This is a genomic window from Pseudomonas sp. DWP3-1-3b3 (assembly GCF_049896305.1).
GTDB classification, from domain to species: Bacteria; Pseudomonadota; Gammaproteobacteria; order Pseudomonadales; family Pseudomonadaceae; genus Aquipseudomonas; species Aquipseudomonas azotoformans_A.
This window is the reverse complement of the sequence record NZ_JAFCUA010000002.1, coordinates 682,122-701,983: the sequence shown is the minus strand read 5'-3', so window position 1 is coordinate 701,983 and position 19,862 is coordinate 682,122. Positions and strand designations below refer to the sequence as shown.

General features: G+C 60.6%; 23 protein-coding genes. 8 read left to right on the top strand and 15 right to left on the bottom strand.

Annotated elements, in window-relative coordinates:
- Positions 1-2: 2 nt before the first annotated feature.
- The 3 genes from ACP7BX_RS09620 to prlC form a co-directional block, all read right to left on the bottom strand.
- Positions 3-2,006, bottom strand: a complete 2,004-nt coding sequence (locus tag ACP7BX_RS09620; RefSeq protein WP_426126903.1) for a M3 family metallopeptidase — start codon at positions 2,004-2,006, stop codon at positions 3-5.
- A 124-nt stretch (positions 2,007-2,130) separates the two neighbouring features.
- A complete protein-coding gene (locus ACP7BX_RS09615) occupies positions 2,131-2,406 on the bottom strand; it encodes a YheV family putative zinc ribbon protein (protein ID WP_010207776.1) in 276 nt (91 codons plus the stop codon).
- On the bottom strand, positions 2,403-4,502 hold the full coding sequence (prlC, locus tag ACP7BX_RS09610; RefSeq protein ID WP_177075791.1) for an oligopeptidase A: 2,100 nt from the start codon (positions 4,500-4,502) through the stop codon (positions 2,403-2,405). Before prlC ends, ACP7BX_RS09615 begins: the two co-directional genes overlap by 4 nt.
- Positions 4,503-4,556: 54 nt before the next feature.
- Here prlC and ACP7BX_RS09605 point away from each other — a divergent pair, with 54 nt between their 5' ends.
- Positions 4,557-5,099 (top strand): gamma carbonic anhydrase family protein, encoded by a 543-nt coding sequence (locus ACP7BX_RS09605; protein WP_058424404.1) that lies wholly within the window; start codon positions 4,557-4,559, stop codon positions 5,097-5,099.
- Positions 5,096-5,755: an HAD family hydrolase gene (locus ACP7BX_RS09600; protein ID WP_426126906.1), complete on the top strand. Its 660-nt coding sequence runs from the start codon at positions 5,096-5,098 to the stop codon at positions 5,753-5,755. The genes ACP7BX_RS09605 and ACP7BX_RS09600 overlap by 4 nt, the downstream gene beginning before the upstream one ends.
- A 95-nt stretch (positions 5,756-5,850) precedes the next feature.
- Here the strand turns inward: ACP7BX_RS09600 and ACP7BX_RS09595 are convergent, their stop codons facing one another.
- Positions 5,851-6,894, bottom strand: coding sequence for an aminopeptidase (locus ACP7BX_RS09595; RefSeq protein WP_426126908.1), 1,044 nt, complete (start codon positions 6,892-6,894; stop codon positions 5,851-5,853).
- A 142-nt stretch (positions 6,895-7,036) separates the two neighbouring features.
- Here ACP7BX_RS09595 and ACP7BX_RS09590 point away from each other — a divergent pair, with 142 nt between their 5' ends.
- Entirely contained in the window at positions 7,037-7,459 is a 423-nt protein-coding gene (locus ACP7BX_RS09590) for a hypothetical protein (protein WP_426126910.1), read from the top strand.
- Here the strand turns inward: ACP7BX_RS09590 and ACP7BX_RS09585 are convergent, their stop codons facing one another.
- Positions 7,460-7,699, bottom strand: coding sequence for a DUF1161 domain-containing protein (locus ACP7BX_RS09585; RefSeq protein ID WP_016969660.1), 240 nt, complete (start codon positions 7,697-7,699; stop codon positions 7,460-7,462). It lies immediately after the preceding gene.
- A 109-nt stretch (positions 7,700-7,808) separates the two neighbouring features.
- Positions 7,809-8,240, bottom strand: coding sequence for an OsmC family protein (locus ACP7BX_RS09580; RefSeq protein WP_038851085.1), 432 nt, complete (start codon positions 8,238-8,240; stop codon positions 7,809-7,811).
- Between the two features lie 217 nt (positions 8,241-8,457).
- On the opposite strand from ACP7BX_RS09580, the gene ACP7BX_RS09575 reads away from it, so the two are divergent.
- Complete coding sequence (locus tag ACP7BX_RS09575; RefSeq protein WP_426126912.1) at positions 8,458-9,459, top strand: LLM class flavin-dependent oxidoreductase; 1,002 nt, start codon at positions 8,458-8,460, stop codon at positions 9,457-9,459.
- Positions 9,460-9,518: 59 nt separating this feature from the next.
- On the opposite strand, the gene ACP7BX_RS09570 is transcribed toward ACP7BX_RS09575, so the two are convergent.
- The gene (locus ACP7BX_RS09570) at positions 9,519-9,746 is read right to left on the bottom strand and encodes a DUF1161 domain-containing protein (RefSeq protein WP_028618619.1); all 228 of its coding nucleotides are present in this window, start codon (positions 9,744-9,746) and stop codon (positions 9,519-9,521) included.
- A 115-nt stretch (positions 9,747-9,861) separates the two neighbouring features.
- Entirely contained in the window at positions 9,862-10,077 is a 216-nt protein-coding gene (locus ACP7BX_RS09565) for a dodecin (protein ID WP_007953919.1), read from the bottom strand.
- A 156-nt stretch (positions 10,078-10,233) separates the two neighbouring features.
- Between ACP7BX_RS09565 and ACP7BX_RS09560 the strand changes: the two genes are divergently transcribed.
- Positions 10,234-10,560, top strand: a complete 327-nt coding sequence (locus ACP7BX_RS09560; protein WP_003170746.1) for a DUF883 family protein — start codon at positions 10,234-10,236, stop codon at positions 10,558-10,560.
- Here ACP7BX_RS09560 and ACP7BX_RS09555 read toward each other — a convergent pair.
- Complete coding sequence (locus tag ACP7BX_RS09555) at positions 10,557-11,453, bottom strand: LysR family transcriptional regulator (protein WP_426126914.1); 897 nt, start codon at positions 11,451-11,453, stop codon at positions 10,557-10,559. The genes ACP7BX_RS09560 and ACP7BX_RS09555 overlap by 4 nt on opposite strands.
- Positions 11,454-11,563: 110 nt before the next feature.
- On the opposite strand from ACP7BX_RS09555, the gene trpB reads away from it, so the two are divergent.
- From trpB to ACP7BX_RS09540, 3 genes are all read left to right on the top strand, one after another.
- Positions 11,564-12,790: a tryptophan synthase subunit beta gene (gene trpB / locus ACP7BX_RS09550; RefSeq protein WP_016978751.1), complete on the top strand. Its 1,227-nt coding sequence runs from the start codon at positions 11,564-11,566 to the stop codon at positions 12,788-12,790.
- A complete protein-coding gene (trpA, locus tag ACP7BX_RS09545; RefSeq protein ID WP_016978750.1) occupies positions 12,790-13,599 on the top strand; it encodes a tryptophan synthase subunit alpha in 810 nt (269 codons plus the stop codon). The genes trpB and trpA overlap by 1 nt, the downstream gene beginning before the upstream one ends.
- Before the next feature lie 136 nt (positions 13,600-13,735).
- The gene (locus tag ACP7BX_RS09540; protein ID WP_426126916.1) at positions 13,736-14,176 is read left to right on the top strand and encodes an anti-virulence regulator CigR family protein; all 441 of its coding nucleotides are present in this window, start codon (positions 13,736-13,738) and stop codon (positions 14,174-14,176) included.
- A gap of 58 nt (positions 14,177-14,234) precedes the next feature.
- Here the strand turns inward: ACP7BX_RS09540 and ACP7BX_RS09535 are convergent, their stop codons facing one another.
- The 6 genes from ACP7BX_RS09535 to ACP7BX_RS09510 form a co-directional block, all read right to left on the bottom strand.
- Entirely contained in the window at positions 14,235-15,545 is a 1,311-nt protein-coding gene (locus tag ACP7BX_RS09535) for an MFS transporter (RefSeq protein ID WP_133079513.1), read from the bottom strand.
- A 68-nt stretch (positions 15,546-15,613) separates the two neighbouring features.
- Entirely contained in the window at positions 15,614-16,762 is a 1,149-nt protein-coding gene (gene dgoD / locus ACP7BX_RS09530) for a galactonate dehydratase (RefSeq protein WP_003170741.1), read from the bottom strand.
- Between the two features lie 47 nt (positions 16,763-16,809).
- Positions 16,810-17,430 carry a 2-dehydro-3-deoxy-6-phosphogalactonate aldolase gene (locus ACP7BX_RS09525; protein WP_426126919.1) on the bottom strand — a complete coding sequence of 207 codons (621 nt, stop codon included), beginning with the start codon at positions 17,428-17,430 and terminating at the stop codon, positions 16,810-16,812.
- A 1-nt stretch (position 17,431) separates the two neighbouring features.
- A complete protein-coding gene (locus ACP7BX_RS09520) occupies positions 17,432-18,391 on the bottom strand; it encodes a 2-dehydro-3-deoxygalactonokinase (protein ID WP_426126921.1) in 960 nt (319 codons plus the stop codon).
- Positions 18,392-18,487: 96 nt separating this feature from the next.
- The gene (locus ACP7BX_RS09515) at positions 18,488-18,817 is read right to left on the bottom strand and encodes a DOPA 4,5-dioxygenase family protein (protein ID WP_025999921.1); all 330 of its coding nucleotides are present in this window, start codon (positions 18,815-18,817) and stop codon (positions 18,488-18,490) included.
- A 31-nt stretch (positions 18,818-18,848) separates the two neighbouring features.
- Complete coding sequence (locus ACP7BX_RS09510; RefSeq protein WP_133079510.1) at positions 18,849-19,799, bottom strand: choline sulfate utilization transcriptional regulator; 951 nt, start codon at positions 19,797-19,799, stop codon at positions 18,849-18,851.
- Positions 19,800-19,862: the final 63 nt, after the last annotated feature.

The window sequence follows — 19,862 nt, the reverse complement described above, 5'->3', positions numbered from 1 at the left end:
ATTCAAACTGCGTTGCCGGGTGTAACGTCTAAAAATAAACGAACCGATTCAACCAACGGTCGAGAGTGACCGGGAGCAAGCACGAGCTCGCGAAACGCACGACCCGTCTGCGGGTTGAACACACCCTCCTGCTCAAACCTTTTGAAGGCTGCACGTGCCAGTACTTCAGACCATTGGTAGGCATAAAATCCGCTTTCGTATCCCGACACCATATGGCTGAAGCCATTGGCGTAACGCACAGCGTCCAGCGCCGGAAGGTGCCCGACTTCACGGTTGGCACTCGCGAATACCTGCTCAATACTGCGGCCATCGCCTTGGGTGCGGTGCACTTCGATATCAAACAACGCCATGGTCAATGACTCTGCACGCGCCCAAGAGGTCTGGGTATTGGCATACGCGACTTGCTGCCGGGCTAACGTCTCAGGCAAATTCGCGCTCGTTTCGTGATGACTGGAAAGCCAGACAAGGCATTCAGGTGAATCACACCAGCGTTCAAAGAATTGACCGCAAAATTCCGCACTGTCCATGCCCACATCATCGACGCCCATTTTGGTGCGATAGCCTAAGCCCATCATCATGTGCTGGAAGCAGTGACCGAACTCATGAAAAAGGATCTTGAGCTGCCGATGCCCGAGCAAACAAGGCTCATCAGGAGCCCCTTCAAACTGGCTAAAGAGCACGACCATCGGTTGCACTCTGCGACTTTCAGCCGTAGTCCAGCGATTTCTCAACGATAATGCGTAGGGGAAATCCTCGGCATTTTGCCGATAGGGTACGAAATAGATCTGACCCAGCACTTCACCCTGATCCAGTAGCTGAAAGAGGCGAACCCCGGGCGCCCAGGAATCGAAGCCATACAGTTCGATAATTTGGATGTCGAACAGACGCCCCACGAGCGCAAACAACCGAGATAAGGTGGTATCGAGGGGAAAATAGACGCGCAGTTCCTCTTCGGCAATACCACTGGTTCTTTGCCGAATGATTTGCGCCAGAAAAGCGTGGTCCCAGGGTTGCAGGTCTACCAGCCCAAGCTCTTGACCCAATGCCGTGATCGCCTGCTTGTCATGTGCGAAGACTGTGCGTGATGCCGAAATCTGGTCACGAATAAAAGCCAGCACTTGATCATCGGTATCCAAAACTTGGAATTCGAGTGCCAATTGAACAAAGTTGGTGTAACCCAATAGCTTGGCTTTTTGATTACGGCTGACCATCAGCCTCTGCAACAACGGACCATTGTCGAACTGCCCGGCGTGCGGACCCAGGTCAGAAGCACGCGTGTTGTAGGCGGTGAAAATCTCCTCTCGCAATATTCGATTCTGCGCGTAAGCCATGCAGTCGCGGTAACTCTCCTCATTCAATGTCATCAGCCAACCTTGCAGGTTAACCGCACGGGCATTGCGTGCCATACGCGCTTTGAGCGCCGAAGAAAGTCCCAGCAGCACTGATTCATCGGTGATGTGCTTGCGCCACGCGCTGTTGGCCTGTTCCAACCGAGTCAGGAACGATTGCTGGAGACCGGCAATTTCACGGTCGAGCGTCGCCAGTCTTTTTTGCGCAACGGGCTCCAACTCGATACCCGCTAGCCGAAATCTACTCAGGGTGCGCCTCAGCAAACTCTGACGGGACGCATCGAACAGAGCTGCTGGTGAGCTCTCAACCAACATTTTGTAGCAGTCGAACAGCCCACGATGACTCGTCAGTTCTCTCACGAACTCTACGGCCCGAAAAGTGGCTTGCGCGCTGGCTTCCATCCACTGCTGATCGGTGTTTACGCTGTCGAGGAGGGAGATCACAACTAACACCTCGTCGATACGAGAGGTGACAGCTTCCATCGCCAGCACCAGATCATCCCAGTTTGGGTACTGCCGTTGGCTGGCGGTGATACGGGCTACTTCGGTGCGACTGCGCAACACCATCGCATCGATGGCAGGCACGAGATGCTCGGCACGAATGGCCGAGAAAGGCAGCAGGTGATAATCCTGCAACAAGGGATTGGGGTCGGGCATGGTGCTTCCTTGAAGACAACAACAGGGAGTTGTCATCCTGGAACACGCCACAGCAGAGAAGGGTGTAAATGCTTAACGCTCTTCGCCCTGAATTTTTTGTTTCAGGGCGAAGACATCACTGTTGTCAGTCTTTTTTCAGCTTCGGATTAGGAAAGAACTGCACTGCCTGCACCTTGGGGTCCGCCGGCGCTTTCAACGCCGAGGTGTTCACCCGCGTGCCCAATTCCTTGGGCACCGACAGCCCTTGGTCATTCAGCGTGTCGGTATAGCCGCAGGCCACGCACTCGCGATGGGGCACGTTGTCCTCGGTCCACATCTTCAACTTGTCCGGCTCGCTGCACGCCGGGCAGACCGCCCCGGCGATAAATTGCTTTTTGGTGATCACAGGCCCTTCACTCATGCTGCCGCGTCCTCACTCAGGCCGCTGTGGCGCAAGAGTGCGTCAATCGACGGCGCACGTCCGCGGAAGTCGACGAACAGCACCATCGGTTCCTGGGAACCGCCACGCGCCAGGATCGCCTCGCGGAAGGCGCGGCCGGTCTCAGCGTTGAGTACGCCCTCTTCTTCAAACTTGGAGAAGGCATCCGCCGACAACACTTCAGCCCACTTGTAGCTGTAGTAACCCGCCGCATAACCGCCAGCGAAAATGTGCGCGAAGCTGTTGGGGAAGCGGTTGTAGGCCGGCGGACGCATCACCGACACCTCATCGCGCACGCCTTCGAGCACCTGGGCCACGCTGCGGCCATCACCGTGGGTGGCATGCAGTTCGAAGTCGAACAGCGAAAACTCCAGCTGACGCACCATCATCAAGCCGGATTGGAAGTTTTTGGCGGCGAGCATTTTTTCCAGCAAGTCCTGGGGCAGTGGTTCGCCGCTCTCGTAGTGACCGGAGATCAACGCCAGGCCTTCCGGCTCCCAGCACCAGTTCTCCATGAACTGGCTCGGCAACTCTACCGCATCCCACGCCACGCCGTTGATACCGGACACGCCAGCATGTTCAACGCGGGTCAGCAGGTGATGCAGGCCGTGGCCGAATTCGTGGAACAGCGTGGTCACTTCATCGTGGGTCAGCAGGGCAGGCTTGCCGCTGTCAGCCGGGGTGAAGTTGCACACCAGGTTGGCCACTGGGCTCTGCAGTACGCCGTCGATTTTGCGGCGACGGTCGCGCGCGCCGTCCATCCACGCGCCGCCACGCTTGTTGGCGCGGGCGTACAGGTCGAAGAAGAAGCGGCCGACGTGCTGGCCGTTTTCCTTGATTTCAAACAGGCGGACATCCGGGTGCCAGGTGTCGAAGCCTTTTTGCTCGGCGATTTCGATGCCGTACAGGCGTTGCACGATGGCAAACAGGCCGCTCAAGACTTTGTCGATCGGGAAGTAGGCGCGCAGGGCTTCCTGGGACACGCTGTAGCGTTGCTCGCGAAGTTTTTCGCCGTAGAAACCGCTGTCCCAGCTTTGCAGGTCGGCGCAGCCTTGTTCGGCGGCGTAGGCCTTGAGCTGCTGCAGGTCCTGGGCGGCAAACGGCTTGCTGCGCTTGGCCAGGTCACGCAGGAAGCTCAGCACCTGGTCGCTGGACTCAGCCATTTTGGTGGCCAGGCTCAGTTCGGAGAAGGAGGCGTAGCCCAACAGCTTGGCCAGCTCCTGACGCAGGTCGAGGATCTGTTCCATCACCGGGCCGTTATCGTTCTGACCGGCATTCGGGCCTTGGTCCGACGCACGGGTGCAGTAGGCCGCGTAGACTTCTTCACGCAGGGCGCGGTCCTGGGCGTAGGTCATCACCGCGTAGTAGCTTGGGAATTCCAGGGTGATCAGCCAGCCGTCGAGGCTTTTGGCCTGGGCGGCGGCGGCCATTTGCGCCTTGGCCGAATCGGTCAGGCCGGCGAGGGTAGCTTCATCGGTGACGTGTTTGGTCCAGGCCTGGGTGGCGTCCAGCAACTGGTTGGAAAATTTGCTGCCCAGCTCGGATAGCTTGCTCTGCACTTCGGCGTAGCGTTTTTGCTGCTCCGGCGGCAGATCGATACCCGACAAGCGGAAGTCACGCAGGGAGTGTTCCAGGATGGTTTTTTGCGCCACGTCGAAACCGGCGGCTTCCGGACTGTTGGCCAGGGCTTCGAAGGCCTGGAACAGTGCGCGGTTCTGGCCCATCTCGGTAGAGTAGGCGCTCAACGCCGGCAGGCAGCCTTCATAGGCTTCGCGCAGTTCGGCGCTGTTGCACACGGCGTTGAGGTGGCTGACCGGGCTCCAGGCGGCGCCCAGGCGGTCATTCAGTTCGTCCATGGCCAGGACCAGACCGGCCCACGTCGGATTTTTCCCCTGGCTTTGCAGGATGCCTTCGATGGCAACGCGGTTGTCGGCGAGGATCTGTTCGATGGCCGGCTGGACGTGCTCGGCACGGATCGCCGAGAACGGCGGCAGGTCGTAGGACTGCAGAAGCGGGTTGTTCGCGCTCACGGTGGGCACCTTGGCTGAAGAAACATGTAAGAACAAAGATGGGGCCATCTTAATTACAATCAACGCCCACCGCAGCTATCAGCAGAAGAGAGAGAGGCTATCGTGACCCTTCGCACCTATCAGAACCACACGCCGGCCCTGGGCGCCGGGGCTTTTGTCGATATTTCGGCGGTGGTGATCGGCGACGTCGAAATCGGCGCCGACAGCTCGGTCTGGCCGCTGACCGTGATCCGCGGCGACATGCACCGCATCCGCATCGGTGCGCGCACCAGCGTGCAGGATGGCTGCGTGCTGCACATCACCCACGCAGGGCCCTTCAATCCGGATGGCTTCCCGTTGCTGATCGGCGACGACGTGACCATCGCCCACAAAGTCATGCTGCATGGCTGCACCGTGGGCAGCCGCATCCTGATCGGCATGGGCAGCATCGTCATGGACGGCGCGGTGGTGGAAGACGACGTGATCATCGGCGCCGGCAGCCTGGTGCCGCCAGGCAAGAAACTCGAAAGCGGGTTCCTGTACGTGGGCAGCCCGGTTAAACAAATCCGCCCGCTGACTGACAAGGAACGCGCCTTTTTCACCTACAGCGCCGCGAACTACGTGAAGCTCAAAGACCTGCACCTGGCTGAAGGATTCGACCGATGACCCTGCATTATCAAACCGTGCTGTTCGACCTGGACGGCACGCTCACTGACCCGCGCGAAGGCATTACCCGCTCGATCCAATATGCCCTCGGCAAACTGGGGATCGACGAGCCGGACCTGACCAAGCTGGAGCACTTCATCGGCCCGCCGTTGCTGCAAGCGTTCATGCAGTTCTACGGTTTTGACGAAGCCAAGGCCTGGGAGGCGGTGAATTTCTACCGCGAGCGCTTCAAGGTGACCGGCTTGTATGAGAACCGCGTGTTCGACGGCGTGATGCCGTTGCTGGATGACTTGAGCGGCCAGGGGCGCCAGCTCTACGTCGCCACCTCCAAGCCTTGGGTATTCGCCCGCGAGATCGCCCGGCACTTCGATTTCGCCAAGCACTTCAAGGTGATCTACGGCAGCGAACTGGACGGTACGCGCACCAACAAGGTCGAACTGATCGCCCACTTGATGAGCGAGGAAGGCCTGGACCCGGCCACCACCCTGATGATTGGTGACCGCAAGCATGACCTGATCGGCGCACGCAGCAACGGGTTGGACTCGGCGGCGGTGGGGTATGGGTTTGGCAGTTTTGAAGAGCTGAATGCCGAGGCGCCGACTTGGCATTTTGAAACATTGGGTGAGATGCATCAGGCGTTTTTGCAGCGGCCTTAAGATAGCTATCGCAGGCAAGCCAGCTCCCACAGTTGAACGCATTCTCATGTTGAAAATCGGTCAACTGTGAGAGCTGGCTTGCCTGCGAAGAGGCCCTAAAGGCCATCACCTTGCAACTGCCTCAACGCTGCTTTGCGCTGGTCAATCGGCATCCCACCGGTCTTCTCCACCGCCTTATAAAACCTCACCCAATCCCCACCTTCCCGCGCAAACAGCGCCGCAAACGCTGGCACCCACTGGTCATATAGCCCGAACGGCAACAACCGCGCGTTGTTCATCGGCTGGTTGATCCACGCGTCATAACGCTTATCCCCGCCCCACTGGCTGTCGCGCAGTTGCCGGTACTCGCTACGCAAACGCTCGAACTCGGCCGCCTTGGCCTGGCGCATCGCATCAGCCGCCAACGGTTGGGCGTAGAGTTTTTCCAAACGTTGCCGGGTGTCGAGGACCAGCTGGATAAACTGGTCACGCTGCTTCGACGTCGACAGGCTCTGCGGCGGCAACCCCCGCGCAGCACGCCATTGCCGCGTGCCTTCTTGCTCGACGAAATTGGCAAACGACTCGTTGAACTCGGTGTCGTCCTTCACATAGAAACGTTGGTGCGCCAGCTCATGGAAAATCAACGTGGCCAGGCGCTCATCGCCCCAGCTCATCATCGAATTCATGATCGGGTCGTTGAACCAGCCCAAGGTGGAATAGGCCTCGACGCCACCAATCGACACATCCATGCCGCGCTGTTTCAACAACGCCGCCTCACCGCGCGCCGCACCCTGGTTGTAGTAGCCGCGATAGGCCACACAACCGGCAATGGGGAAGCAATGGGTTTCGGGGGACAGGGAAAATTCCTGCGTGGCAAAGACATTCCAGACCACATAGGGCCGACCAATATCCGCATACAACCTGTAGCTCTGGTTGTCTGGCAGGTGCAAATGCTCACTGGCGAACGTGCGTGCTTTTTGTGATTGCGCCAGGTGTTCGCGCAACAGCGGTGGGCGGGACGGGTCGGCCAAGACCTGCGCCACTGGCTCTCGGGCCCGCAGCAATTGCCATTGGCCGCTGGCCAACTGGCTGTAATAACTGACACTGGAGCAGCCGCTGAGCAGCAAGACCATCACCCCTGGAAGAAAACGCCTGACCATGCCCCGACCGCTCCTGGGTAATTTGCTCGCCAGACTATCGCGCCTGTGCGGAATTTTTCCATGGCATGACGTGTTTATACTCATAGGGAGTCTGCTGCCATCGGCGCCAGGCTCACTACTTCCTTCCCATTGAGTGCCTGCCATGCGCCAGCTCTTGCTTCCCGTTGCCGCCCTGCTCCTCGGTGCCTGCACCACCACGCCCGTGCCACCGGCGGATCCGCAACAAGCCTGGGTCGACTTCACCACGCCGACACCGGGTTCCAAGCTGGTGATGGCGCAGCGCCTGGATGGCAAGAACCTGGAGGACGGGCGTTACTTCCAATTCCCGCCCGGCCATCACGAGCTGATGGTGCGCTTCGACTTTGAAGTCCCGGCCGGCGGCGGTTTGGGTGGGCTCAGCCAGATGATGTATCGCACCTGCTTCATGACCCTGGAATATGACCACTTCCAGGCCGGCCAGCGTTATGTGCTGGAAGGGCGCTCGCTGGCCTTCACGCCGAATATCCGGTTGTATGATTCAGCGCGTCAGTTGCTCGCGGAGGAACGCAGCGTCAACTGCATCTGATCAGTCGTTGTTTTTCTGGTAGATGATGCGCTTGGTGCCGTTTTCGCACGAACCGACAATCATCGCACTGTCGTGATTCTTGGCTTCTTCGGCGGTGATGATTTCCAGGGTGTACGAAGGAATCGCCTTGGCCTGGATCTTCACTTCAATCTCTTTCCTGAGCTCTTCACAATCTTTTGGCGCGGCCACGGCCGAAGTGGCCAATACACCGCAGATGATTGCCAAGGCAAAACGTTTCATGTGTGAAGCTCCCTGAATGCACTGCGCACGGATGTGCGCTTAGGCTGCAGGCTATTCGATCATATTTGGGGCTTCAGGAGCGAGCCTGCTCGCTCCTGAAGTAGAAGGCTTAGCCGACCAGCGTGGCATCCAGGCTGATCTTCGCATTCAGCACCTTGGACACCGGGCACCCTTCCTTGGCTTTTTTGCTCAGTTCATCGAACTGCGCCTGGCTTGCACCGGGAATCTTGGCCTTGAGGATCAGGTGCACGGCGGTGATCGCAAAACCGCCGTCCACCTGGTCCAGGGTCACTTCGGCCTGGGTGTCGATGCTGTCAGCCTTGAGCCCGGCATCGCCGAGAATCATGGAAAAGGCCATGGAGAAACAGCCAGCGTGGGCCGCTCCGATCAGTTCTTCGGGGTTGGTGCCCTTGCCACCCTCGAAACGCGCCTTGAAGCCGTAGGGCGCTTCACGTAGCACGCCGGTTTCCGTGGAAATGGACCCCAGGCCTGTCTTCAGGTCACCTTCCCAATGCGCGGATGCTTTTTTCACGATACTCATAGCGGTCTCCTCGAACGGTGGTTTTGCGTCAGTAAGGGTTCTGAGGATAGTCGGACTGGCAAAGTTCATCTTGTGAGAGAAACCTAGCAATCAAGTAGGAAATTTCCTGAGTCGCTATTGAATCTCGGGTATATGCCCTCATTGCATAGGCATGCACATGAAGCGGCAGGTTTTGGTTCGTCTAAGAAGCCTGCGCCCCTATTGGAGAAGCAGGCTTATGAAATCGCTGTCCGACGTAAAATTTTCCACCCTCGACCTGGTGCCCGTACGCGCCAATGGCAGCATCGCGCAGTCGCTGCGCAATTCCCTGGACCTGGCCCAGCACGTGGAAAAATTCGGCTACAACCGTTTCTGGGTGGCCGAGCACCACAATATGGACGGTATCGCCAGTTCGGCCACTTCGGTGCTGCTGGGCTACCTGGCCGGTGGTACGTCGACCATTCGCGTCGGTTCCGGCGGTGTAATGCTGCCCAACCACGCGCCGCTGGTGATTGCCGAACAGTTCGGCACCCTGGAGAGCCTCTACCCCGGCCGTATCGACCTGGGCCTGGGCCGCGCCCCTGGCTCCGACCAGATGACCGCCCGCGCCCTGCGCCGTGAACGCTCCGGCAGCGCGGATGAGTTCCCGGAAGACGTGGCTGAGCTGATGGCCTACCTGGGCCCACGCACTCCCGACCAACGGATCATCGCCGTGCCTGGCACCGGCACCAACGTACCGGTGTGGCTGCTCGGCTCCAGCTTGTTCAGTGCACAGCTGGCAGGCGAACGCGGTTTGCCCTACGCCTTCGCCTCGCATTTCGCACCCCGCCTGATGCATGAGGCGATTCGCGTGTACCGCAATCACTTCAAACCTTCAGCCGTGCTGGATAAACCCTACGTGATGCTCGGCATTCCTCTGGTGGCGGCAGACACCGACGAGCACGCCGACTACCTGGCAACCTCGGTCTACCAACGCATCCTCGCGCTAATGCGCGGGCAAAGCCTGGTGCAGCGCCCACCCGTAAAAACCATGGACGGCCTGTGGTTGCCCCATGAAAAAGACGCGGTCGGCAGCTTCCTGGGCCTGGCAATGGTCGGCGGCCCGGCGAAGATCCGCGCCAAGCTGGAGGTGTTGGTCGAGCAGACCGGCGCCGACGGGCTGATTTTCACCAGCGACCTGTACGAGCATGCCGACCGGATTCATTCCTACGAACTGCTGGCGCAGGTGATGAAGGGCTAAAACCTTCAGACGAAAAAAACCGACGCAGCGCGTCGGTTTTTTATGTCTGCAACACGGGATTAACCGCGCTTGTAGGCAATTTCCTTGGTGCCACCCTCGCAGGTGCCGACCACTGTGTGATCGCTCGGCGCAGCGCCTTTATCCACCACTTCCAGCGAATAACCCGAAGCGCCCTTGGCGTCGATTTTCGCTGCAATTTCGCTTTTGAGCTCTTCACAAGGCTTGCCCGCCGCCAGGGCCGTGCCTGCAATGCTCAACAAACCTACCGCTAACAGGAACTTCTTCATCCGTTACTTTCCTTGCGCTGATCGAAAAGAGCGTGCCGACGCTTGTGGCATCGGCACCCATTGGTTGTAGCGCAGGTTATGGCAATCGGCCAGTCAGCAAGTTCAACCGATGCGATTAACTACTGGCAATTCGGAACCCCACCTTGAGGGTGACCTGGAAGTGCGCAGCCTTGCCGTCCTTGATGTGACCACGGGTTTCAGTCACCTCGAACCATTCCAGATGCTTGATGCTCTTGTTGGCCTCGGCCAGCGCATTGTTGATGGCGTCTTCGATGCTGGAGGTAGACGAGCCCACCAGTTCGACTTTCTTGTAGGTGTGATGATCACTCATGGCAGTTCTCCTAAGGGTCGTTAAGCAAGCGTAGCAGTCAATGTTCGTACTGCTTCTGGCGACTGTTCGTACCCGAAAGTTCAGATTTACTGCACTTTCTGAAACGGCCGCAGTCGGTATCTACACACGCCACTCAATCACTTCAGGAGAGTCCACATGGCCAACACTTCTTTACGCAAAGCGTCGCTGGAAAGCATGGAAGCCGAGATTTCGAGCCTGCTCAAGTCTTTGGAAAGCCTCAAGGACGATGCATCCGACGAGTCGCGCAAAACCTTGAAGGCCCTGAAAAGCAATGCCGAGAATGCCCTCAAGCACTCCCGCCACCTGATCAGCGATGCCTACGAAGAAAGCAAAGTCAAAATTCGCGAAACCGGTGTTGCAACCCGGGACTACGCGCAAGAGCACCCATGGACCACAGCCGGCGTTGCCGTCGGTGCACTGGGCCTGCTCGCAGCTTATCTGCTGTGCAAACGCGGCGATTAAACCGGTTCGCGCCGTAGCTCAGCCTTGAGCCACTGCGCCAGCTGCTCGGCGCGCCCATCGGCGGCGCGCTTGGGCAGCCACAGCGCCAGGTGCGCCGGGGTTTCACTGAAACCCCACGGCGCCACCAGGCGACCCGCACGCAAGTCCTCGGCCACCAGCGGCTGCGGGGCGATGGCTACACCCAATCCTGCCACTGCCGCCTCCAGTAAATAATACAAATGCTCAAACCCCTGGCCGTGTTTCAACGCGCCGTGCTCGATGCCGTGCTGCGCCGCCCAACTGGGCCAAGCTTGCGGGCGTGACGTGGTGTGCAACAGCTTTTCACCACACAAGGCCTCGGCGGATGCCTTGCGCAAACGTTCATAGCCGGCAAAACGCGGGCTCATCACCGGGCCGATGCGTTCACTGGCCAGCTCATACACCTGCATATCCGCCGGCCATGGCGGCTCAGCGAACACCAACAGTGCGTCCAAGCCTGGGCGGCGCGGGTCCAGATCCCCATCACCCGCCGACAGGTGCAGGCGCAGGTCCGGCAAGTCCGCATTCAAGCGGCCCAGGCGCGGGATCAACCAGCGCGCCAGCAGGCTGCCCGAACAACCGAGTACAAAAGGCGCGTCGGCGCTGGCCTGGGTCAGCTCGGCACACACATCCCTCAATCGCTCGAAGGCCTCGGCGCTGGCATCCCGCAGCCGAACGCCCGCATCTGTGAGTTTAAGGCCGCGACCTTCCTTGACGAACAGGCTGATCCCCAAATGCTCCTCCAGCACCTTCAACTGGCGGCTGACAGCACCGTGGGTCACATGCAATTGCTCGGCGGCCTGACTGACGCTGTTCAAGCGCGCAGTCGCTTCAAAGGCACGCAGGGCATTGAGGGGTGGAAGGTCTCGGCTCATCTGTGAGTTTTCCTGACAGGTTGTGGCGATCTTATCGGTTTTCAGCGTAGAACGTCAGGGGTAGAGTGGCCCTCATTGCTTCCCACACCCCTTCTTTCCTGGAGCGTCCCATGACTCAGTCCCAGACCGATCTACGCAACGGCCCAGACGCCAACGGCCTGTTTGGCGCGTTCGGCGGCCGCTACGTCGCTGAAACCCTGATGCCGTTGATCCTCGACCTGGCCCGCGAATACGAAGCGGCCAAGGAAGATCCGGCATTCAAAGAGGAATTGGCCTACTTCCAGCGTGACTACGTCGGTCGTCCAAGTCCGCTGTACTTCGCCGAACGCCTGACCGAATTCTGCGGCGGCGCCAAGATCTACCTCAAGCGCGAAGAGCTGAACCACACCGGCGCGCACAAAATCAACAACTGCATCGGCCAGATACTGCTGGCCCGGCGCATGGGTAAAAAACGCATCATCGCCGAGACCGGCGCCGGCATGCACGGCGTGGCCACTGCCACCGTGGCCGCACGCTTCGGCCTGCAATGCGTGATCTACATGGGCACCACTGACATCGAGCGCCAGCAAGCCAACGTGTTCCGCATGAAGCTGCTGGGCGCCGAAGTGATCCCAGTGGTGGCCGGCACCGGCACCCTGAAAGACGCGATGAACGAAGCCCTGCGTGACTGGGTGACCAACGTCGACAGCACCTTCTACCTGATCGGCACCGTGGCCGGCCCGCACCCTTACCCTGCAATGGTGCGCGACTTCCAGGCCGTGATCGGCAAGGAAACCCGCGACCAGCTGCAAGCCCAGGAAGGCCGCCTGCCGGACAGCCTGGTGGCGTGCATCGGCGGCGGTTCCAATGCCATGGGCTTGTTCCACCCGTTCCTGGACGACACCAGCGTCGAGATCATCGGCGTTGAAGCGGCCGGCCACGGCATCGAAACCGGCAAACACGCCGCCAGCCTCAACGGTGGCGTACCGGGCGTACTGCACGGCAACCGTACGTTCCTGTTGCAGGACGACGACGGCCAGATCATCGACGCCCACTCGATCTCCGCTGGCCTGGATTACCCCGGCATCGGCCCGGAACACGCGTGGTTGCACGACATCGGTCGCGTCCAGTACACCTCGGTGACCGACGATGAAGCCCTCGACGCCTTCCACAAATGCTGCCGCCTGGAAGGGATCATTCCCGCCCTGGAAAGCGCCCACGCCTTGGCCGAAGTGTTCAAACGCGCGCCGACCCTGCCGAAGGATCACCTGATGGTGGTCAACCTGTCCGGTCGTGGCGACAAAGACATGCAGACCGTGATGCACCATATGGAAACCTCTCAGCAGGAGAAACACTGATGAGCCGCCTGCAAACCCGCTTCGCGCAGCTTAAAGAACAGAATCGCGCCGCCCTGGTGACCTTCGTTACCGCTGGCGACCCTGGCTACGACACCTCGCTGGCGATCCTCAAAGGCTTGCCAGCCGCCGGCGCCGACGTGATCGAGCTGGGCATGCCCTTCACCGACCCGATGGCCGACGGCCCGGCCATTCAACTGGCCAACATCCGCGCGTTGAACGCCAAGCAGAACCTGGTGAAAACCCTGCAGATGGTCCGCGAGTTCCGCCAGGACAACAACGACACGCCACTGGTGTTGATGGGCTACTTCAACCCAATCCACAAATACGGCGTGCCGCAGTTCATCGCCGACGCCAAGGAAGCCGGCGTGGACGGCCTGATCGTGGTCGACATGCCACCTGAACATAACGGCGAGCTGTGCGACCCGGCCCAGGCCGCAGGCATCGACTTTATCCGCCTGACCACGCCAACCACCGATGACGTGCGCCTGCCGACGGTTCTGAATGGCAGCTCCGGCTTTGTGTACTACGTGTCGGTGGCCGGTGTGACCGGTGCTGGCGCCGCGACCCTGGAGCACGTCGAAGAAGCCGTGACCCGCCTGCGTCGCCATACCGACCTGCCGATCAGCATCGGTTTTGGTATCCGCACGCCGGAACAAGCGGCGGCCATCGCCCGCTTGGCTGACGGTGTCGTCGTAGGTTCGGCGCTGATCGACCACATCGCCAACGCCAAGAATGATCAGCAAGCCATCGATGGTGTGCTGAGCCTGTGTGCGGCATTGTCGGAAGGCGTGCGTAACGCTCGTAAGTAAGGGCCCCGTAAGCAGTTGGTAAAGTTCCTGATACAGAGGAATCAACCCGCCCGGGCACGGCCTAAACAGCAAGACCAAGGGATTTCGAACCTCGTTCGAAATCCCTTTTTTGTTTGCGTGCCCTGAGGAATACCCGATGAAAATGCCCAAAACCGTGATTGCCGGCCTTGGTGTGCTGGTGCTTGGCGCCGGCGCCCTGGTGCAGGCTGCGCCTTATGACCAAGGCGGCCCTGACCGTGGCGGCCCACAAGGCCAGCACGAACAACGCGGCGATGACCATCGCGGCCCGCAGGACAACCGTCGCGGCGGCCCGCCCCAGGACTTCGGCCCGGTCCGCCAGATCATCCACGACAACCACGGCCAGTTCGCCCGCGGCGCACCGCCACCGCCGAATGTACGCCTGGTGCGTGGCCAGCCGCTGCCGCGTGGCTATTACGGCGAACGTCTCGATAACCGGGCCCTGGCGCGCCTGCCGGTGTATCCCGGCTATGAATGGCGCCGTTCGGGCCCGGATGTGGTGTTGATCGCCGTGGGTACGGGCATCGTCTATGAGATTCTGGACGGTGTCCTCAACTAACCCCGAGCCATGACTTCGTGGCGACTTGGCTTTTTTGTGGTGAGCGTCTCACCACAGGTTATTCGTTCAACTCGATGCGCTCCACCTTGCCCACCAGCAATATGTAGGAGAGCGCCCCGAGCAACGCCAGCACCGCGATATAGGTAATCGCTGGCGCAAACGAATCCCCACTGGCCAGAAAGCCAATCACGATAGGCGTGGCAATCGCCGACAGGTTGCCGATGAAGTTGAACACCCCACCGGTCAGCCCCAACAGGCGGGCCGGTGCCAGGGTCGAGACCAGCGACCAGGTAATCGACGCCAACCCATTACCAAAGAACGCCACCGCCAGGAACGCAATCACCCACGCGGTCGAGTCCACATAGTTGGCGCCGATGATCGCCGTGGAGATCAGCAGCCCGCCAATGATCGGCAACTTGCGCGCAAACCCCACCGACGCGCCGCGACGAATCAGCCAGTCGGAAAAGATCCCCGAACACAGCACGCCGACAAACGCCGCCAGGAATGGCAATGACGCCAGCAGTCCGGACTTGATGAAGTCCATGCCGCGGTATTTCACCAGGTAGGTCGGGAACCACGTCAGGAAGAACCACAGCGTGGAGTTGAGGCAGAACTGCCCCAGGTAGATCCCCCAGAGTTTGCGCTTGCTCAACACGATGCCCAGGTCGACCCAACTGAACGGCGCCTTGGCGGCTTTTTCCTGCATATCCACCAAGCCGCCACCTTCACGGATCAGGTCGATTTCAGCGGCATTCGCGCCTTTGAAATCCTTCGGTTCGCGGTACACCGCGTACCAGATCACCGCCCATACAATGCCCACGCCACCGGTCGCGACAAACACCATGTGCCAGCCAAAGGCATGTTGCAGCCAGGCCAGTACCGGCGTGAGGAATGCCAGCCCGACAAATTGCCCGGAGGTATAAACGCCAATCGCCGTGGCGCGCTCACGCTCGGGGAACCAGGTGGTGACCACGCGGCTGTTGATCGGGTAGGCCGGCGCTTCCAACGCGCCCACCGCCATGCGCAGCACGAACAACGCGATAAAACTGGCTGCAAACCCGAGCATGACGGTGGCGATGGACCACAACAGCAGGGCCGCCGTGTAGAGGATGCGCGGCGGCACGCGGTCTACCAGCCAGCCACCGGGGATCTGCATGGCGGCGTAGGTCCAGCCGAACGCGGAGAAAATCAGCCCGACGTGCACCGGGTCGATCCCCAGTTCGCTGGTCAGGGCCGGAGCGGCGATGGACAGGTTGCTGCGGTCGAGGTAGTTGATGACCACGGTGATAAACAGCAGCACCATGATGAAGAAGCGCTTTCGGGTAGGCGTGACTAAAGAAGCCTGCCCGGTGAAGGATTCAGGGTGCATGGGGGGTTGCCTCTTCTTATGTTTATTGAGGGCTTGCAGGAGCCGGCAGCCCGGCTCCTACAGGGTGCTTACCACTCGGCGAAGCTGCCGTCGGCGTGGCGCCATATAGGGTTGCGCCAGCGATGGCCGATGGCGGCGCGTTCGATTACGTATTCCTCGTTGATCTCGATGCCCAGGCCCGGCCCGTTGGGGATCTTCACAAAGCCCTGGTCATAGTCGAACACGCCCGGATCGCGCACGTAGTCGAGCAGGTCATTGCTCTCGTTGTAGTGAATGCCCAGGCTTTGCTCCTGGATAAACGCGTTGTAGCAGACCGCGTCCAATTGCAGGCACGCCGCCAGGGCAATCGGGCCCAGCGGGCAGTGCAGGGCCAGGGCCACGTCGTAGGCTTCGGCCATGTTGGCGATCTTGCGGGTTTCGGTGATGCCGCCGGCGTGGGACGCATCCGGCTGGATGATGTCGACGTAGCCTTCGCTGAGCACACGCTTGAAGTCCCAACGCGAGAACAGGCGCTCGCCCAGGGCAATCGGCGTGCTGGTCAGCGGCGCCAGCTCTTTGAGCGCTTCGTAGTTTTCGCTGAGCACCGGTTCTTCGATGAACATCAGTTTGTACGGGTCGAGTTCCTTCATCAGCACCTTGGCCATGGGCTTGTGCACCCGGCCATGGAAGTCGACGCCGATGCCAACGTTGGGGCCCACCGCGTCACGCACAGCGGCAACGTTGGCCAGGGCCAGGTCGACTTTCTCGAAGCTGTCGACGAACTGCAACTCTTCGGTGCCGTTCATCTTCACCGCCGTGAAACCACGGGCCACGGCCTCTTTGGCAGCACGGGCGGTGTCGGCCGGGCGGTCGCCGCCGATCCAGGAATACACGCGGATCTTGTCACGCACCTGGCCGCCGAGCAGGTCGCTGACTGACACACCGAGGGCCTTGCCCTTGATGTCCCACAGCGCCTGGTCGATGCCGGCGAGGGCACTCATGTGCACGGCGCCGCCGCGGTAGAAGCCGCCGCGATAGAGCACGGTCCAGATGTCTTCGATATTGCGGGGGTCTTTGCCGATCAGGTAGTCGGACAGTTCTTCGACAGCCGCTGCCACGGTGTGGGCGCGGCCCTCGACCACGGGCTCACCCCAGCCGGTCACACCCTGGTCGGTCTCGACCTTGAGGAAGCACCAGCGCGGTGGGACGATAAAGGTCGTCAGTTTGGTGATTTTCATCTGTTATCTCTCTTATAGATGCGGCGCCGGCAGGCGCGAAACTTGATTCAGTTGAGGGCTTTCCAGGCGGCGACATAAGCCTGGGCGCGGCTCGCGACCTGATCCACAGTCATACCCGGTTTGAACAACCCGGAACCCAGCCCGAAACCTTTGGCGCCGGCGTCGGTGAACACCTGCATGTTGTCCGGGGTAATGCCGCCCACCGGCAGCAGCAAGGTGCCGGCTGGCAATACCGCCAGCCACGCCTTGATCACCGAAGGGCCCATTTGCTCGGCGGGGAACAGCTTCAGCACGTCGGCACCTTCGCCCAGTGCGGCGAAGGCTTCGGTCGGCGTGGCCACGCCCGGCGACAGAAACAGGCCTGCAGCTTTGGCGGCACGCAACACCTTGGCATCGCTGTGGGGCATGACGATCACCTGGCCACCGGCCGCCTTTACCTGCTCGACCTGCTCCGGCGTCAACACCGTGCCGGCACCGATCAGGCAATCGGCGGGCAAGCTGTCGCGCAGGGTGCGGATGCTGGTGTAAGGGTCGGGAGAATTCAGCGGGACTTCGATCACCCGAAACCCCGCCTGGTACAACACCTGGCCGACAGCCTGGGCTTCGTCCGGGCGAATGCCGCGCAGGATGGCGATCAAACCGTTTTGCGCTAGTGCTTGTTTGAGCATGTCAGGCCTCCAATACAGGTTGAGTGAGCCCGGCCGCTACGGCCAATTGCCACAGGCCGCGCTCGGTGGCTTCCTGCGCCAGGCTGACGTGGGCAAAGCCGCAAAGGGCGAGGGCGCGTTGATAACGGGCGCAGAGGGGCACGGCGCCGACCAGGATGATCGGCTTGTGTTTGGCGTTGTCGGGCAGGCCGGCGAGTTCATGGCCGATAAGCAAGCCGGACAGGTAATCGGGCTGTTGGTCAGGCGCGAGTTCGCCGGTGAGCCCGAGGGTGCGGGCACTGAACAAGGTGGACAGCACGCCGCGCTGGCCGTCTTCGGAAAGCGCCACGTGCACGCCTCGGTCGAAGGCTTCGGCCTGGAATCGTTCGCTGGGTTGCTGGGTACGCCCGAGGATGCTGTGTTTGCTCAACACTGCAAACAGCTCGCCGGTCATGAAGGTATCGAAGTGCGTGATGCAGCCGTCGACCACCTCGACCCACTTGGAATGGCTGCCCGGCAGGCCAATCAACACATCGGCGCCCAGCCCTTGCAGTACGCCCAGCACCTGGGTTTCTTCGCCACGCATTACGTTGGGCAAGCCGACCTGCTCGATCACGCCCGGCACGATGTGCACGGCCACGCCGCGCAGGCTGTGCACCTGATGCAGCGCCTGGCCAAGGCTGGCGACGTCGACCGGGGTATTGCGATAGGCCGCTTCGCTCCAGCCTTGGGCGCTGCCGACCATGCCACAGGCAATCACCGGCAAACCCGGTTCGGCATCGAGCCAATCCCCGCACGCCGCATCGAACGCCAACTCAAAGCCGTTGCTGCAACGCACGCCGCCAATGTCCCGGGGTTCGCTGGGCAAATGCATGATGCCCCACGCCAGCGAGCGCTGTTCCAGCACGGTGCCTGCGGGGCCGAGTTTGTAAGCACGAAGGGAGCTGGTCCCCCAATCGAGCGCGATCAATTGCGCCTGCATCGCTTCACCTGAGTTCTGAGCGGATGCAGCGAATATAAACCTACGCGGGCGCAAGTCTCAATATATAAATATCAATCCCATATTTAGGGATTTTATTCAGGAAAAGGCTGACAAGTTCAGTTCGCGCATTGCTCCCATCCAGACTGCATAGTCGGTGTGGTCCTTCAAGTCATCGCCGGTCTCGGGGTGCAGGAACACCACCAGTCCGTTGCGATGGATCACCAACCACGGCAGCACCACGCCGATGTATTCGGGATCGAACGCCAGCTGGCAGCTCCAATCCGGGTGCGGGCCCACCGGTCGTTCGTGCACACGGCCCATGCGCAGCGGGAAGAGTTTGGCGGCGTCTTCGCACAGGGAGCGCGCCTGTTCGATCGTGCTGGCGTCGAAGTAGATATGGGCGTGATAGCCCTTGATACGTTGCATGGCGGACTCCGGATCCAATATGCGCCAGATGCTAGACCGCAATGGACGGCAGGGCCAGCCCGGTCAGCGACTGGGCGCTGCTGGCTTGTTCTGCCACCAGCCAGTCGACGAAGCGCTCGACCAACTGCCCTCGGCGTTTGCGCTGGGGTTGCACCACGTAATAGCCAAAACGCGAGATGACGGTGTCGCCCACCGGTCGGCACAACCAGCCCTGCTCCAGCAGGTTATCCACAAGGTGCCGCCAGCCGATAGCCACGCCCTGGCCGGCAATCGCCGCCTGGATCAACAGGGTGTAATTGTCGAAACGCAATTGGCCGGGCGTCGGTGCGCTGGCGATGCCCAGTTCGCGAAACACACCGCTCCAGTCGAACCACTGGCTGTTGTTTTCCTGGCGCAGGTGCAGCAAGGGGACATCGTGCAAATTTTGCACAGTCAGCGGCGTCGCCTGTTCCTTGAGCCACTGCGGGCTGCACACCGGGAACACTTCCTCGTTGAACAGCCACAGGCTGTCGCCCTGCTTGAAACGGCCGTCGCCAAACAACACCGCCACGTCGATATCGCTGCGCAAAGTGGCGTGGTTGCGCTCGCTGGTCACCAGGCTCACATCGACCTGAGGGTTGGCCTGGTGAAAGCGATGCAGGCGCGGCATCAGCCAATAGGCGGCGAAGGCGAAGTCGGTGGCGACTTGCAGCACTTCATGCTGGTCCTGTTGGGTGATCAGGCTCAAGCCCTGGTTGATGCCCTGCAACCCGCCTTGCACATGCTCGAACAACAGGGCGCCAGCGTCAGTCAGTTCGATGCCCCGGTAGATGCGATCAAACAGGCGAATCGCCAACTGCTCTTCCAGGCGCTTGATCTGCTGGCTGATGGCCGGTTGGGTGGTGCCCAGTTCCATCGCCGCGGCGGTAAAACTGCGATGGCGTGCGGCGGCTTCGAAGGCGCGCAGCAAATCGAGGGACAGGTCACCGAGGGCTTCATACATAAGCTGTGCTTATCCTAGACATTGCTTTTCATGGGCTTTACCCCACTTTCCGTGGGTTGCATG